4 protein-coding genes are annotated in these 18,983 nt (G+C 24.0%); all 4 read right to left on the bottom strand.

What is annotated here, in order from left to right; genetic code table 11:
- Positions 1-1,602: 1,602 nt before the first annotated feature.
- The 4 genes from xseA to yjgA all read right to left on the bottom strand — a co-directional run bounded on the left by xseA (position 1,603) and on the right by yjgA (position 16,138).
- Positions 1,603-2,958 (bottom strand): exodeoxyribonuclease VII large subunit, encoded by a 1,356-nt coding sequence (xseA, locus tag GFV14_RS02140; protein ID WP_457914039.1) that lies wholly within the window; start codon positions 2,956-2,958, stop codon positions 1,603-1,605.
- Positions 2,959-5,400: 2,442 nt separating this feature from the next.
- Positions 5,401-6,372 carry an octaprenyl diphosphate synthase gene (gene ispB, locus GFV14_RS02135; RefSeq protein WP_457914677.1) on the bottom strand — a complete coding sequence of 324 codons (972 nt, stop codon included), beginning with the start codon at positions 6,370-6,372 and terminating at the stop codon, positions 5,401-5,403.
- A 2,909-nt stretch (positions 6,373-9,281) separates the two neighbouring features.
- A complete protein-coding gene (locus GFV14_RS02130) occupies positions 9,282-10,928 on the bottom strand; it encodes a Na+/H+ antiporter (protein ID WP_457914038.1) in 1,647 nt (548 codons plus the stop codon).
- A gap of 4,664 nt (positions 10,929-15,592) precedes the next feature.
- On the bottom strand, positions 15,593-16,138 hold the full coding sequence (gene yjgA, locus GFV14_RS02125; protein WP_457914037.1) for a ribosome biogenesis factor YjgA: 546 nt from the start codon (positions 16,136-16,138) through the stop codon (positions 15,593-15,595).
- Positions 16,139-18,983 lie beyond the last annotated feature (2,845 nt).

The following is an 18,983-nucleotide window of genomic DNA, read 5'->3' as shown; positions in this document are numbered from 1 at the left end:
TAGTGTATCCATCAAACATATTAGAGTATTATGTACAATAATAAGCTTTCTTGCATACTTTTACAACCTCTTTTTTCTAAGGAATCGAGATGTATTTTTTTATTAATTCAGTGTGATATCTTATTTTTATATAATCAAAGCGCTTATTTTTATGTATATTATAAAGTGAAAATTTAATAAGGAATAACAAATATCTTTGTGTATAGTTGATTTGTTAAATCTAGAATATATTCATTATTAATATTACGCGTTAATTTATTTAAATAGCAACGTGAAGCAAGAAAATAACTAATCTTCCTGAAAAAATTTTAAAATAATTAATAATTTCCATCATTTATTAGAAAAACCATCAAAAATCTATTTAGATTTTTTTTAAATAAAGATTATGATTTTTTAAATTTATCTTCTTTGGATCAAAAAAATGATAATGCTCATATTAATTTAAAATATTTTAATAAACTAAATTATTTTTTTATTGGGAACAATATTAATAATAAATAGTATACGGACAAAACATATTTTCATAATGTTAAAATTTGATATCACATAACTTGCGTATGTGAAACGTTATATTAGCACATAATAATTATAAATATAAATATTTTATATATACTATATAAAATATTTATGAGCTATTGTCAACATAGCTACACTTAGTAGTGTGTGTATTTATATAATATAAATAAATAATTATATTATAACTCACAATTGTATTGTATATAATTAACTAAAATTATATGAAATCTCTAATTTGAATAGTCTTTATCTCGTAAAAACTTATTAAAATATTCTTTGTTTGTCATAATAGTTTTTATAGTAAAAATAAGAACCTTTTGCTTAATATCTGAAATTTTTTTAATTAGACAAAAGTTTATCTCATGCTATTGAGTATGATTGTGATAGAGTGAAGTGAGGTCATAATGAATATTTTAAGATAAATAGTTAAGACAATAAACATATTTATTAATTTTATGTATATGATCAATAGATATATTTATCTAAGTTATAATGAGAGAGTTAATACTTTTAGTCTGAGTACTAAATTTTAGTGTATTGTATTAACGAGTCTGATTTTGTTAAATATCGTATTAGGTTATATAAAGATCTATTCGTTTCAGCTCTGTTTGTGAGCGTTTATGATTTTTAAGTGCAGCATTAGAATGATGTTAAGTAAGTGCTAAAATATAGTAATTTATTATTAGAAATTCACATGAATGTAGTATAGTAATATCAAGTTATTTATAATTTCTTAGATGATTTTATATTAGATTATCGTTTTATGTGTATATTAAAAGATATAAACTATATAATTTCTAAAATTAATAATAATTAATAATAAGAGTATTATATTTGTATTATAAAATTAATCACAATCTTATTTTAATGCTAATAATTATTAATATGATAAATTAATCATTATATAGTAGTGCTGCACTTCTTGCAATTAATGATGATTATAAAAAAATTTAGCGAAAATAGTTTTAAAAAGAATATTTATATATGTTTACGTACGATTTATGTTGAGATTTTTGTTTTAGTAAGTTTTTAATATATATTAAAATTAATATTTTCTAGGTTTTATTTTCTCGATAAATTAAGTGTTTATTTAATTTTCATGTGGATTATGTCAGTTATTTCACTTTCAATCCAACCGTCCTTAAGGCGTGTTTTTAATTTTTGACCTAATTTTACTTGAGATATTTTTTTTAAAACCGTGCCATCAGCTATTACACTAACAGTAAATCCCCGCGCAAGAGTAGCTAATGGATTCACTGCTTCTATTTTTGAAGAACTAACAGAAAGACGTTCTCGATAGTTATTCAGCCAACCAGATATTATATTTTTAAAATGATATTGAGTGTGTTGTAATTTTTGATTGTGCTTTTGTAATTGAGGTCGTAAGTCTTGATGCAATAGATAACGTTGTAGTTTTTTGTAATATATTTTAGCATCTTGTAGATGTTTTTTTATAGCTTGATTGAGTTTTTGATTCAGTATGTTTAATTGATGTTGTTGCCTTAGTAAATAAAGTTGTGGATGTTGTTTCTGTAATCGATGTTGTGAATGGCTAAACATTTGTTTCTGGATAATAAGGTAATAATCTATCGTCATCTCAAGATGTTGTTGAAAGCTATGCAGTTGACGTATTAATTCAAATTGATTTCGACTTACTAACTCAGCAGCAGCAGAAGGTGTTGGTGCGCGTATATCTGCAACAAAATCAGAAATCGTAACATCAGTCTCATGACCTATAGCACTAACAATAAGTAAACAGCTTGCAAATATAGCTCGAGCAACGATTTCTTCATTAAAAGCCCAAAGATCTTCAAGTGATCCTCCCCCTCGACTAATAATAAGTACATCACATTCATTACGAATGTTAGCTAATTTAATAGCGCGCACAATTTGTTTAGGTGCAAGTTCACCTTGAACAGCAGTTGGATAAATAACAATAGTAAGCGATGGATCACGTCGACGTAAAATATGCAGAATATCATATAATGCCGCACCAGTAGTAGAAGTAATCAAACCAATACGCTGAAGTTGTGAAGGTAATGACTGTTTATGTAGAGAATCAAATAAACCCTGTTCATTTAAAGTTTGTTTTAATGACTCAAAACGTAGTTTTAGTAATCCTTCCCCAATAGATTCCATGTGTCCAATAATAATTTGATAATCACCACGAGGATTATACAACATAATTCTACCGTTCACTATAACTTGTTGGCCATTTTGTGGGTGAAAATTAACTCGAGTGTTTTGACTACGAAACATGGCAGCACGAATTTTAGATTGATCATCTTTTAACGTAAAATACCAATGACCAGAACTAGGTTGACAAAAATTTGATATTTCAGCAGTCAGCCAAATGTCCCCTATCTGATGATCTAAAAGTTTTTGAACTACTTTATTGAGCTCACTAACAGAATAAATTCCATAACTTTTTTGAGTTAACATATTATCCGGATAACATTCTAAAAATAACTTAATCAAATAATATGAACTTTGTTATAGAAGTTATCAACTATTTTTAAAAATAAAGATAATGAATTTTACTGCATATCTTAGAATAGAAATATTCTATACTTTGTTATAAAGTGGAACGAAAATTTTTTGTATATATAGTATATTAAGAAAATACTAATAGTTCACAAAGTATTACTTATTCTTACATACTTAATTATCTTACTAAATACATGAAGTTTTCGGATTTAACTAATAATAATCTTCTTAAATATTTTTATAATTTTTTATAAAAAATATTATCACTACATATAATTTTTTTATTACTATCTTTTGAAAGAAAGTAACTTAAACTTATGTATAATAATATTTTTCATGATATGTTATGCGGATAAAGTGTTCTATCTGAAAATATGACAATACAGTTTTTACTATTTCTACAATAGTTAATTTATATAGAAATTTTTGAAATATAAAACATCGATGAATATAGTATTTACAGGATATCTAGTGCGTTCTCGATAGATGTTTTTAGATAGGAAATCATTACTGACTGTAATATACGTCGTGTTATTAATTGAAAACAGTCTATTAAAATAATAATAGCTAAATATAATTGAGTGATGGTCACGAAAATCAATCACGTAAAATAGTTTTGTAAAAAAATTAACAAAACCTATAAAAACTGGAACTATTTATAATTACTTTAAAGCACGCAACATAAGTACAGTTAAAGACTTCTAAAAAAATGTACACTAAATTCATGTAAAAATAATAATAATGTCTGTATAAGTTTCTATTGTTGGCAGCAAATGCGGATAATAAAAAAGATTTTTATATACTAATAGTTAAAAATGTTAATATATTATATAGATTGATTGTATCATAGTCATGCACAATGAATTGTAAAGAAAAGTCTAAATATTCAAAAGAAATATCATTAATTACATATGATTGATAATAATATTTAAACGATAGAATTAGGTGTACTAACTCTTAAAGTCAAAATAAATACAGATTGTGTTTATATAAAAGACATGAATTACCATTTAACATACTACATATTTTTACTATTACAAATGAGTGTAACAGATTAAAAAATAAACAGAATTTAAGTTATTTAAATAATAATGTACAGTTTTCTAGTGATTTTACTAAGAGTTATTCGGTATGTGTGTTGTATAATAGCTAGAACTAAATAAAATATATAAATTTAATAAATTGAAATCTGATATTTAAATATTTTTCATTGTTCTATTATATTAAAGGTATTAGCTTTAAAATTTAATTTTCATGCGAGAATTTAATTTCTGAAAAGTAAAATTAAAAAATTGAGTTTCATTATTAAAATGATTTTGTACAGCATATATTATATGCATTTTCTAAATATATTTTACCTTTATAACATCATGATTTAAAACATTTTTTACATATCTTGATCGCTCTGTGTATACTAAAGCTATGAATTTACTCTCTAAATCCTTGACGCCCATCTTTGTTACTACCTTGTATCAGTGTCAGCTTTACATATTTATTATAATTTACAGGTGAATACCAGAAATATTTTAACTATGTATTTGGTTTTTAATGTTATTTTTATTTATGATCTAAATAGTATAACTAACGTTATAAGTAATATGAATACAAATTCGTTAGTTGTATTTTATTTCGTCTTTAGTAGTTTTAACTTTATTTTTAATAATTTTTAAATTGTAAAATAATTATAGAACATACCTTGACTAGTTAAATTTATAGGCAGATACCTTTCATTAAGAATCAATTTTGTTTATATACAACAGTATATATAATGCTTGATACATTTCTGATATTTTATAAAGTATGTATAAGCTTCTCAACAATAATAGTTTTTTTAATATTTCTTGATTCATGTGACTTTTGTATATTTTCAAAAGATGCATAAAATAATTAAGTTTTAACAGAACAGTACAGTAAGTTCTAATATGATTAATAAGAATAAGCTGAATTATATTATCTTTGTTTATTTACTTAATAATAAATAGATATATTTAAAACAAGATTTATAATTATATATATTGAAAGAGATAAATATAATATAGTTAGTGCTTAAAAATCAAAGGTTAAAATATTTATTAACTGTGTTTAAAAGAATTTGCCTTGATAGCTAAAGAAAAATTGTGGAAGTGTTGTTATGATGGAATTGGTTAAGTGAAATCATTTAATTTAAGTGATTAAATCTTGTCAATACTTTTTGATTCTGTAATTTTTCATTAAATGTCAAGAGAAGTTGTGTTTTACTCTGGACTACAACTCTGACTACGCACTAAAATAATCAAATCACGAGTATAATAAAATTATTAAACATATTTTAACTATACAGATTATGTTTTTATTTTATACATTTTTAATTAAAAAAATAAAAAATACATTTTTTTCCTATACCTATAGATCTATGTATTAAGAGTGACGTGAAATAGCAATATGCGCCAGGCTAACTAAAGCGTCTTTGTATACAGAATCATCTATCATATCCAAAGAATCAATTGCTTTTTGTGATTCTTCTTGTGCACGGAGATAAGTATATTCGAGTGAGCCACAACGTTTCATTGTCGCAAGAACCCTGGTGAATAAATGGCGACTATTACCTTTTTTTATTGCTTGGCGAATTAAGGCTGATTCTTCTTCTGTTCCATGGTTCATCGCATGAAAAAGAGGTAAAGTTAGTTTTCCTTCATCAAAGTCATCGCCTATATTTTTACCAAATTGAGTTTTATCTGCCTGATAATCTAATAAATCATCAATTAGCTGGAATGCAGTACCTAAATAACGACCATAATCTTTAAACGCTTTTTCTTGTTCAGATGTTGCAGCGGCTAAAATAGCAGAAGCATGTACGGCCGCCTCAAATAAACGAGCTGTTTTACAGTAGATTACTTGCATATAGTGTGCTTCAGTAATATTAGGATTATTGCAGTTCATTAGCTGTAATACTTCACCTTCAGCGATAACATTTGTTGCTTCAGACATTAATTTAAGTATACGTATGGAGTTAAGATCCGTCATCATCTGAAAGGATCTGGTATAAATAAAGTCACCTACAAGTACGCTAGCAGCGTTACCAAAAACTCTATTAGCAGTTTGTTTTCCACGTCGCATCTCAGACTTATCTACTACATCATCATGTAACAAAGTCGCAGTATGGATAAATTCAATTAATGCAGCGACCTGGATACTTTTTTGGTCAGAATAGCTAAGGGATCGACTAGCAAGAACAGCGATCATTGGACGAATTCTTTTTCCGCCACCATTAATAATATAACAACCAAGTTGGTTAATTAGTGCAGTGTCTGAATTCAATTGACTGAGAATCACTTGGTTTACTGCTGACATATCCTCAGTGGTAAGTTTAATAATAGATTCTAAATTCATCATAAATTATTCATATTATAAAATTTTAGTTATTGTTTTGTAATAAAAAAAGATCTTCAATTAGAATAATGATAGTATAAGCATAACATTAATCTCTCTAAAAACATATTCAGTATATTTTAAGAAACAGAAAGGCAATCAATGCTAGATTGACAAACTAATAGAAGATATGCAAATAGCTTATATGATTTTTCTTTATTCGGTGATATTTAGACAATCTTATTTAAATTTGACAATTCGTTTTTTAAGGATCACATTGAACGTATTAATTTCCTTGTATGTTATTATCGTATTTATTACATATACTATATGATACACATCATACATAAATATATCATTTGTACAGTTGTCATCCGTTAACAACTCATTTAATTGTACAAGTGATTTTTTATGAAGGAAAAATCAGCAATGAAGCTTTTTATCTATTTTATGGATTTTCCTAGAATTAGTTGTTATATAGTAAACTTAAATTTCTAATCGAATATTTCATATTATGACAAAAGTATTTTATTGTATTATAGATGTTTAAAAAAATAGATTAATATTTTCACTTTCTTATACCAATTATTTAAAAATTCTATTGGTGTTTTGATTAATGCTGATATAGCTATTAGTAATTATTTTTTAGAATCGCATTTCAGAAGGCTTAGTTTTTTGAAGATTATTTTTTTTAAATTTCAAATAGTGATATACGGGTAGTGTCATTGAGAATACACTATGAGTTTCGTATTATGCTTTCCGCTGCATTTTAGAATATGTTGAAAAATAGAAAACTTATAATATATTGATTTTTAATGAAAATACAATTTTTAGTTTTTATAAAACATAATTGAGTTTTTAAAAGATTTTTTAGATTTATATTATTGTTATAATGTTTGTACATCCTAATAGAATACATAAAAATCATTCCGTGTGAAATGTTCTTAATAGTTTTTAACACTTATTTTGTAGTTGAATGCTTTATATTTAGTAATAATATTTTAGGTCTTATCTACATAGATCATTACTTACGGAGTTTGATAATACTTTATTGTTCTTATGATAATTCTTCCTTAGTCTATGGTTGTACGCGCTAATTAAGTAAATATACTTCGATTGTGTGGAATATTATTACCATTTACTAAAGTCATGTTAGATGATGCTTGATTATTTAAGCATGATAAGGATTTATCTATAAAGCTTTATATGTTTTAGTAATGACGGGTGTATTTTGTAAAAAAAATAATATAGCATGCTAGTTTTTTTAAGAAATAACTTAAATCTTTTATAGTTTATTTATACTATATCAATATAAATAATAATTGATCTAGTTACAGTTATTTGTATTAAAATATGTCTTTAGACTTTATTGTAATCGAAGAAGAATAAATTTTCAGCCGTTAATTTATGTACATTGCATTTTATATAAAAATTATTGAATTTTTTAATTTCGTTAAATACATATTATGGTTTTTATTTTTTTCAGAAAGCATTTATATTTTCTGAAATTATATCATTCAACGAAAATTTAATAGTAATTTTTAAATTAATCACCCATTTATTTTAAATTTCAAATACTATTTTAATGAAATTTTAATAGTATCGGTTTAAAATTTTAAGACAATATGTTGTTATATTTCATTAACATAATAATATCATATGATAATATAAAAATCTTGCAACTTTAAAAGTATGCATTAGTATTATTTTTTAAGTGGTATAGTTTTTTAAAAGCATAATGAGCATATTTATACTAGAGATGAAATTCTCATTATATTCATATAATTGAGATTAAATAATATAAAAGAACAATTTTAGTGAATTGTAAAATTCTTAACATTTTTATTGAATTAACTCTTATCAAGTTAAAATCTATTAATAACCTAGTAGAAAAAAATAATAAGGCTTTATTGAACGTACTACTAGAATTAAATTTGAAATAATTAGCAAATATATTAATAATTTTAAGGATCTAGCTATCACTGAAACAAGATGGAATATCGAAATTACACTATTAATATCAGAGCTGATTAAATCAATTTTTTACTTTTTAGACGAAAGTTATATATAATTAAACAGACACTCTATCAGGTAATTGTAATTTAATAATTTCATCCTATTAAGATAGGTGATTTATGTTCTAAAATATAAAAGTGTTCATAGGAGCAATGTCAGGTTTTAGGTTTTTTTGTTAGTATTAGAATGCAAACAATTATATGATTGTGAATATAAAAAATAACTAGTATCAACCTAATTTATAAGGATTGAGTAAAATATTCTCTTAAAATTTATGTTTTTATTGGATATTCTTATATGTCGAATGAAATAGTTTCTTTTTCTGCAAGGTATTTTATGGTTAGATTTTTGTTACTTATAATTATATTTAGTAAATCATTGAGACACAGAATTAAAATTTTTTTAACTTAATACATACTCAATTGAGTTGTCTATAATATTCAAAAAACTGAAATAAAGAAAATTTTTAAAACGATTATTCGTTTTCAATAATACAACATATAATATTGAAAACTTACTGAATAAGTTTTCAATATTTTTAAAACTAGATAATATTGTATTATTTTTATAATAAATTCAACAACTAAAATATAAATTTAATATCTATTTTTATGATTTTTAAGAACTCCTTGTTAAGGATATATCACTTAAGTAAGTTGAGATGAACTCATGTAGACTCTAACTAATATATTTAAATAAAATTATTTTATTGACTCATTACATATTTTTAAAATTTTTGAATAATCAAGAAGAATCAGTCTAAATTTGTTAATATTTTTAATTATCTATCTGTAACAATTAACTTGTAATTTTAAACTTTATTAATTTATATACTGATGTGCTTGTTGGATTACATCTAAAATATATTAAGCCGTATACACAATTTAGTATATAGTATAATAGTCTTGCTTTTCTTAATACTTAGTATTTTTATGATGATTCAGTGTCTCTTCTTTGAGATCTAATTCATCTCGTAGTCGATAATAGACGCGTTCATTAATATTTTTATTCTTATACATTTGGTATAAAGCATCACGTTTTGCTTGTAAAGCTAAATGAGACATATCACGTTCCATATCAATCACTTTATGCAAATCATATATATCAGATTCGATTTCATCTGTGTTATCTAAACGTCTTCCATAGATTTCTAATAGCTGTGAACCTACTTCTGTGCGCATCGCAATAAAATCTATATCTTCAGATGGATGATTCATTAGTTCACGCAAAGAAGTCATTGCTGCTTCATTGAGTGCTAAACGAGCACGAATTTCATCATTGTCATATGGCAAGTCTTGCACTAATCCTTTTGTCAAGATTGGTAATGCTATACTTGCAATCAATAAAGAACACAAAATGACGCCCATCGCCAAAAAAATAGCTAAATCACGATTTGGAAATAATGTATTATCTGGCATTAAAAGCGGTAGGGTTAAAATACCTGCCAAAGTAATTGCACCACGTACACCTGCTGTTGCCATTATTACCATCATTCTGACATGTAATACATTAGCTGCTTTTCCACGACGTCGTTTATGAAATACAGTTAATGTCATTGATACCCATACCCAACTAAAACGTAAAATCGCTAAGGATACTGTTATAATAACAACATAAATAAATAGCATCCATGGATGATTTACTTTCGCAGCGTCCGCAACCTGCGGCATATTCCTCCACATTGCAGGAAGTTGCTCGCCTAGCAAAATAAAAATCATTCCGTTAAGTGCAGTTTGAACAGTATTCCACACCGCTTTACTTTGCATGCGAGTCGCCGCTTGCATGCGTCCTGCAATTCTTTCATAATGCATTGCAATACCAGCTACTACCGCAGACAAAATGCCTGAAACATGAAGACGTGCAGAAATTAAATATGCACTAAATGGTATTAATAAACTAATCATGATCTGAATGGAGGGCTCTTCACCAGTGCGCTTAACGAGACATTGATTTAACCAGCCAATTAACCCAGCTACTAGTAAACCAATTAAGATTCCGCCAAACACAACAAAAAAAAACTGCTCCGTTACTAATATTAAAGAAAAGGTACCTGTTAATGCGGCGGTAACGGCAAAGCTAAAACATACCAGGCCCGTCGCATCATTTAATAGTGATTCTCCTTCAAGGATATGAGCCATACGTGAAGGTAATGGTGCATTAACAGTCATTGCAGAAATTGAAACTGGGTCTGTTGGTGATAAAATTGCAGCTAGAGCAAATGCTACTGCTAAAGAAATCGCTGGAATTAACCAATGAATTAAAAAACCCATAGTGATTACAGTAACAACTACTAATCCAATTGCTAATGATATGATTGGCTTACTCTCTTGGAATAAAGCCTCTTTTGGAATACGCCAACCATCTAAAAATAATAAAGGGGGGATAAATAAGAATAAGAATAAGTCCGGCTCAAATTCAACATTAAAGCCAAAAATGGATAAACTTGCACCAAGCGTTATCTGAACAATAGGTAAAGGAATAATATCTTTAAGTAGTTGCGAAAAGAAAACACTCACAATGACAGCTAATAAAAAAACTAATGCAAGTGTCACAACTGACATGGATTTTCTCCAATATTAAGATAGGCATAAGAATAAGTTATCAGTAGTGAAGTCAACAGATAAATTTAATTAGTTTAAAGTTTTGATGTATCATAAAAAAAATAAAAACAGAATTATTACGCAATTTTTATGATGATCATTCTGTTATAAAATGTGATAAATTTTTGCTAAAATGTGATTAATTGAATTATATATTTATGATAATAGAGATTTATTATTATTCATAATCAATATCTGTTTTTTCTAAAATGTTATATACTTACTTAGTTTTACTATTTTAATTAGTGAATGAAAGAGTTTATGTTATAATTTATTTAAAATACTATCAAAAATTAGTCTAAACTTGGTTAATCAATACTAATAATGTTATGAATCTCAATCACTATAATAATTTAATTGATTACATACAATGAAATAATTTTTTCACCCTTCATGATAATGATATTATCATTTTATTGATATAGTTTTTATTATTTACATTTTAGTGCGTTTTTGATTAGAAATATTTCTCATGCATTTAAGATTAATTTGAGCTAGATATCATTATAATAACTGCAATATAACCTAACAGTATTAAAGAAATAGAAAATAGCATATACATTTTATATTTGTATCAACAGTAAGTATGATTTGAAAATGTATATTTTCTTTACCTTTAGTGAAGTTTTTTATCGTTTTTATGTATTTTGTTTTTTATTTATTGTTTATTGTAAATAATGACAAGACTTTATATTAACTAATGCGTAGGTTTATTAATTCACAGTTATCTATTTCATTACCTAAAGAAGGTAGATCATATAATGTTAATTTACAATATGCAAGCTAATTCAGTCTAATATAACATATAACGTTATTCACTATCAAACAAGTTTAAAAAAATTACACATTATAGATTTTTGATGAAATTGTAATGTTAATACTATTTTGTCTGGATTAAAAAGATTTTATCATAGAAAATTTTTGAGATTAACATTACAATTGAATATTTTAACTAGTTTTTAATATTACATGCTTTTTTGTTTATAATCGCAAAGATCTATGTATTATTCTAATCATTTTTGTAATAATGAAAATAAATAGTTTTGTCATTTTATTTTTATAGACTATACCTTTACAATAAGCTAACCGTAACTATATTGATGCTATCGCAAATAATTTTATCGTCGATTCATGAATGGTATGATGTATTATTGAATATTTATACATTTCATGAGAAAAAACATAAAAGTAGTAGACGTCAATAATAAACAAAAATTATAATCACGTTTTATTTAATGATATAATGTTCATTTTTGCCAGTAATACTAAAACTATTTACATGTCTTACATATAAGAATAAAAAATATGATAATAATATCAATATGTTTTCAAATTAGTCAAGCGGATTCATAGATCGCTTATATTTTATAGTATATGTGCATTATATGTATCTAATTAGATATTAATTTATTTTTCAATAACTAATGCATTATAAAAATTAATTTTGAGTGAATGTAAAAACTTTAAAAAGGAAAATTTATTATTAAAGCTACATCAATACTCTCTTGAATAGAGAAGATTAAGAACATTATTGTATTCAATTATAAAATTACTATACATTTTCATATGTAAAATAGATATATTAACAGTGAATATTATATTTGAAAAAGTTTAGGTAGATAGGGTTCATTTCTCATGTCATTTTACGAAAAAAAATCTCTTTTTGCACTATTGCATTGTATTATAAATATTTATTACACTTATTAAGTACAATATTTTAATTGAAGTTAAATTATTCTTTAGTTTTTCTGATATGTAGTATTAAAATTCACTTTCTCACTGAATATATAAGTTTTAACAGGATATATTTATGTAAGTTATGATTATTAAAATAAATTTATTTTAAAAATAAATTTACTTTAAAAGATCAGTAGTATCAATTTAATTATGAATACTTCATGTGGCATGAAGTTATAATTTAAATTTGACAATAGTTAAGAGAATTTAAGATAAATAGATGTAAAGTATTTAATATAATTTGATTAAATAACAGTGAAAGGATAATAGTTTTTAGAACTTCTGTTGTTTATATTTTTAATAAATAATGCAGTGTTTATAAAAACTAGTTTTAAGGTTATGATTATTCAATAAGTCTTAATCAAATTTTGATCCACATTGTAATGGTAATATTAAAATCGCATAAAGCTTAAACATTAGCTATAAACTAATTAGTTTCAAATAATCATAATTTAATAATAGCTGATTACTTCTTTTGTAAAGTAAGATAGATTATCTGAAGTGTTAGTTATGATTCTAGAAGATTGAGAAAGACAAAGTCATTGAAATTGATTGGATTTTTACATATTGTATGCTATTGAATTTAGTTGTCAACGTTTTTAGATATTTGTATGACTCTTGTGTGCATTCAGTTAACGTCACTTATCTATTATCTAAAAATTAGAGAGTTAAATTATTTTAAAAAATACATTATATTTAATATATTTTTGATATTGATATAAAGATATATAATATAAGCCTAGCTTTGAATAAGCGTTTATCTGAGTTCATTTTATAAATTATTTATTATTTTTTAGTATAAAAAATGAATTAGTAAATTTTCAAATATAACGTATTAGCAACTAAAATAAGGAGTTATGAAAGTAATACCTTAATTTTATCACGTACATCATAAATTATAAAATAGTTTCTGATAATTACTGAGTTTAGTTATTTTCGAATGTATACTAAAAGTTCTGATTATACGTTATTAAAATAAATATATCGCTTTATTACAAAAGTAGTAAAAATAAAGTTTTGTAATCAATAGCCGAGTAGAAATTTGTGGTAAATTGATCAACGGCTATATTAACTTAATAAAAATTTACATTAACAAAATTTCAATGCGTATATGTTATAGTCAAGAAAATCATGTAGATTATTATTTTTGTTACGTCTCGGTAATTCGCTGCATTATTGGAGAAATAATAATTAAGTTGCATATTATTTTTATGACATCTTGTAATTAAATTATCAAGAGTTATAAATTTGCAATTGTCCTTACCTAAAAACATTAAATTTTCATCCCTACAAAAGGAGTTCATACTACTGTCTAGTGAGATGATACTTTATGCTTAGATGATAAGTATAAACATCAGTCGATAATATCGACTATTAATCAAAAAGATAGTTGATAATTTTTATTAATGTATTTTTAATAACACTGAAAGTTTGTTTTTGAGTATTTGTTGATAAATTAGATTAAAGTCACTCTTAAAGTTTTTATAATTATTACTGTTACTTGTTAGAATGTAAATTTTTAGATTATTTGCTTAACACTATAATATTTCTCTATATAAATTAAGAATTTTTATTTGTTGAACGTTATCCTTGATAAAAGTTAATAATCTTTAATAAATTTCTAACGTATGTATGTTCAAATATTAAATATTAAACATAAAAGATAGGTATTAATATATTATAATTTGCATAGATATTAATAAAAGTCTATGAAAAATTTTTATAAAATAATGCTTTATGTATCTGATATAAATTAAAAAAATATTATTATCGTATAATTAGTGAAAATATTTTAATAAATGTAATCTTGCAATTTAATGTATATGAGCGGTTTGTATGTTTGACTTTATATCTTTAAAAATAGCGAATAATTAAACATAATATGCTAGATTTATTTAAATAAAAGTATCTAATATAGTTTATTTAGATCTTTAGAAAGAAATTGTTAACAATAGCATGCATTTCTTCTGAAGAATAATATTTAAAATATAGTTAGTTAAGGGTAGCACCTAGCCTACCAAGATCAATTTGTAAATATTGATATAAAAATCTTAAATGCAGATAACTTTCGTAAAAAGATTATAAGTTTTTTGAAAGATGTTATGAATGATATAATAACATATTATGTTAGACATTGAAGGACAATCTTCTATTCTATTTCATCTTAGTCATAAATAAAAATAGCTACGGTAACACGTCTGAATCGTTTTTCATTTAAATAAAATTAATTATATATTTTCAGTATATATGATAGACTGATAAATTATAATTAAAATATTTTTTGAATTTTGTGTATCATACAGAAATGATAATCATTGTAATAATAAAATATTATGAACTGTATATTTTAATATGATATTAAATATTCGTTTAGTATCATGTATCTAAGTTGTTTAGAGAAACATCATTATATTCTTGAAGAACATTAAAATTTTAAATTATATCTAACTGATGAACATAATATTTCTTGTCTTCACGTTGCACAGAAAATATTAAATATTTCATATATAAAATAACATAAAGATCATTACATTTTAAATGATGTATTTTTTACAAATTGACATCGCATGATTTATTTATATAATGGTGGTCTTATATTTAATAATATATATTAAATATAATAATATACCAAGATAATTCTGTATGAAGATGTTTTTTATGCCATTATAATTTTTAATTAAAAATAACATCAAAATCATGTGAGAAAAATGTAAGCATGAAATCAAACTTTGTAAAAATACAAAATTTTATGTAATCAAAATTATAGAGTATTGTGTATACATAAATATAATAGCTATTTTTAAATGTATATATAAAGTAATATAATAACAAGAAAATCTGATAAAATTAGAAATCAATAGCTATCTAAAAAATGTGTGCAGTATAAATTAAGAAATTTCTGATAGTTCTTTTAAATATTGAAAAATTTGATGAAATGCTTTCGATGTTTTTTTATCTGAGAATTCTTTTTTAGCGTTACGTACTAATGCTTTTACCTTCTGTCTATCAATACCCGGGAATAAGATGATTACCTCTTCGATAACATCATTACCATTTTTAAGAAGACGCATACGCAAGTCTTCAAGTTTATATAGAATGGCAGATTGTTGATTATGACGGTTTTTTAGTTTATCTAATGCATTAGCAATAGGCGAAATATCACGTATACGTAGTAGTTTACTAATAAATTGCAACTGACGGCGACGTCCATTACGTTTAATATGTCTAGCTAGTTTAATAGAATCGAGCAGTTGAGTATCTAGTGGAATATATTCGAGTTCATGCGTGCTGAGTTCAACAAGTTGACCCCCTATTTTTCTTGGAATTTGCGCGTAGCGTTTCATTGCGCTTTTACTAGTTAAAATAGTATTATTATCCTCTTTTTTTTGAGGTGATTGGGTACAATCTAGACAATATTTAAGTGGCTTCGCCATATTTATTTCCTTTTTATAAAACGCAGAAATATAATTTATATAATTTATTGTGTTTTAAATGTGTGTATCCTTTTTATTATAGAGAAAGTTGAGTTAAATATATTTACAATATAGCACTGACTTTCTTGTTACAGTGAATTTCATACTTTTGTATATTTTACCGTTGTAGATTTTTTATTGTATATATATAAAATAAATTATTTTGTATAGATTTTAGCTTAACTACAAAAATAATATATATAACTATTTAAGATTTATGAGGAAGTCTAAAAATATTTTTCTTATTTAATTTTAAAAGATTAGATAAGTATGTTTAAATCATTCAATATACAATATAAAAATTGAAACAGTCTAGTGGATGCAAGCGTTTATTTTTACGAAATCTATTGTGAGATAGCTAAATTTCTGTGAATAACATTATTGAAATAAGCATTAGAATCTATTTTTTTACTAAAGTGCAATCTAGAAGTTATTAAAATAATATAAACTTCTATTTATATCACATAATTATACTTCCTAACACATGTATGTTTAAGAATAGAAGAGAAGTAACTCCTTATTTCGAATATATGAGCTTTCAGATTTTTAATCTAGAGTTTTATATGAATACATCGTTAAACTTATTTTGCGAATTACTATTTTCATATTAAACATGGATACATATGCATTGAGAATAGAATATAGTAACGTTAATAGGCGCTATGTAATTTGAGTGTTAGTAATTACGGAGTGTTCTACTAGAGTGATTGCTTAAGTTAATATGCGAGATAAAGCTATATAATTTCCATGACAGAGACAGAATTATGATAATACCAATATCATTAGATGTAAAATAAACATGTTATTAATTAACATTAATAGCATTATTTAAGATAATAATTTAGTACATTAACTAGTCTATCCTTTTAAAATAAAACTATTAATTATAATATGTACCGATAATATTTAATTAATAGTTCAATAAGGAATATGTATTATTGAGTATGATTTTTGATGGTTGAATATAATTCAAAATTGTTATTTGATATAATATATAATAATCTATTCAATTTTATTATACGAGATTTTGTATCATATTTTAAAAGTGAAATTTTAGAATGTTAGGTTATTGTATTTAGTCATTTCCTAAATACATAGAACAAAACTAGTAAAAATAGATTAATTTTATTAAATAAAAGTTTATTATACAATTGCAAAGATTACTGAACTTATAAGTTATCTTAATATATTAAGCAATATCTAATGTGAAGTTCTCAGTAAAAAGTAAGTGTTTGCGTTAAGTATGATAATGTATTCATACTTAACTCATGATTATTAATCTAAATGATGGATTTTAATTATTTATTAAGTCTAGAACTAATAGAATTTATCAAAGTATCTTTATCAACACTACAGATTTAGTGTTGAGAATCTCTTAATGCAATTTATCAAGTTACGAATAAGATTCTATTTTGTAATTTTGCATATTTTAAAATTTTATTTTTAGAGGTCTAGCTTTATACAATATTATGTTTGAAATATAACTTAAGATATTTTATACATCACACTTGTTTTTTAGTAAGGCTTATCAGTGTTTAATAATTTTTAATTTAATTAGTCACCTAAATAATAATCAAATAAATTTCAAATTTATTGTTGAAAGAGGCTAACATATAACAATTTAAGTTCTATAATTTTATTTAATACATTTGGTGCTTATACTAAACTTAAATATACAAAAATAAGAATGCTTATTATTTTATAGTATTGTATTTACTCATTGATCATCTATAGAATTATAATCTAGATATATCTATTAATAAATGATTATAAAATGATTAAGTTTAAAGTGCTAAGTTTTAATATATTTATTTAGTAATAAACTAAAAATATATCCATATATTTTCTCACTGTATGTTAAAATATTTTTTTATAGACTAAATTCTAGAGAATTATCTCAATGATTTAAGTACTGTAAAGATTACTATTGTAACGTTCTCTATGCTTTTATGATTATAATAAATATTTTTATTTATTGTGTATCATTCTGTGTTTAAAAAATGTTTATCTTTTTAAGATATGTAAATTGTATTAATTAATTTTATTATTGCAATAGTTATATGAAATTCTATTAAATATGATGAGTGTTAATTATACACTTAAGAGTGTGTGAATGAGAGTTTAAAACTGTTGTTGCAAAACTTAGTAATTTTAAGGTAGTTATGTATTATTTTTCTATACAGTGTATGACGAAACTTTTTTATTGTATTCAAAAATATTTCAATATACTAAGAGTTATTTTTTAACTCAAAACTGATATTAATTTTTAGTTCTATTATCTTTTTATTGAAATATTAAAATCTTTTTGAGTACAGCATTATCTCGATGCATCTAAAATAAGATACATATTACTGGTTCAGTAATATCAAAAGATCTATAATAATTTGATTTTTTCATTAATGTTATAGGCACACTATTATAGTGAAATCATTATTTAAATCAAAATGATAGATTGATCTCAAGTAATATATTTTTGTTATTTTAAACATTGATAGGTTTATTTATGAGAAATATCAAATTACAATGCTAACTAATAAAACTAAGATTTAGTGATATAAACAACTGTATTTTATTAGATGTAGGTTATTAACCTATAATTTTTTTAATGACTCATAGTTAAGATGCAACCCGTTCTTATTAAGAAAGAGCTTGATTTCTTTGCGATGCTAATTAAATGTTAGAAGATGTATAAAGTTTTACTAAAGTAATTTTTTGCAAACACATTTAATACAATGAGTAAAAACTTTGCAAAAAAAATGGCTGTATCTTAGTCAAACCTAAATACACTAAATTCTTAAACTCAGTA

The sequence above is a fragment of the Candidatus Hartigia pinicola genome (assembly GCA_020541205.1).
Lineage (GTDB): Bacteria > Pseudomonadota > Gammaproteobacteria > Enterobacterales > Enterobacteriaceae > Hartigia > Hartigia pinicola.
This window is presented reverse-complemented; position numbering and strand designations above follow the sequence as displayed.

What these genes read in the sequence shown, in the direction of transcription:
- xseA (WP_457914039.1), bottom strand. Translation starts at nt 2,958, where the DNA reads ATGTTAACTCAAAAAAGTTATGGAATTTATTCTGTTAGTGAGCTCAAT.
- ispB (WP_457914677.1), bottom strand. Translation starts at nt 6,372, where the DNA reads ATGAATTTAGAATCTATTATTAAACTTACCACTGAGGATATGTCAGCA.
- GFV14_RS02130 (WP_457914038.1), bottom strand. Translation starts at nt 10,928, where the DNA reads ATGTCAGTTGTGACACTTGCATTAGTTTTTTTATTAGCTGTCATTGTG.
- yjgA (WP_457914037.1), bottom strand. Translation starts at nt 16,138, where the DNA reads ATGGCGAAGCCACTTAAATATTGTCTAGATTGTACCCAATCACCTCAA.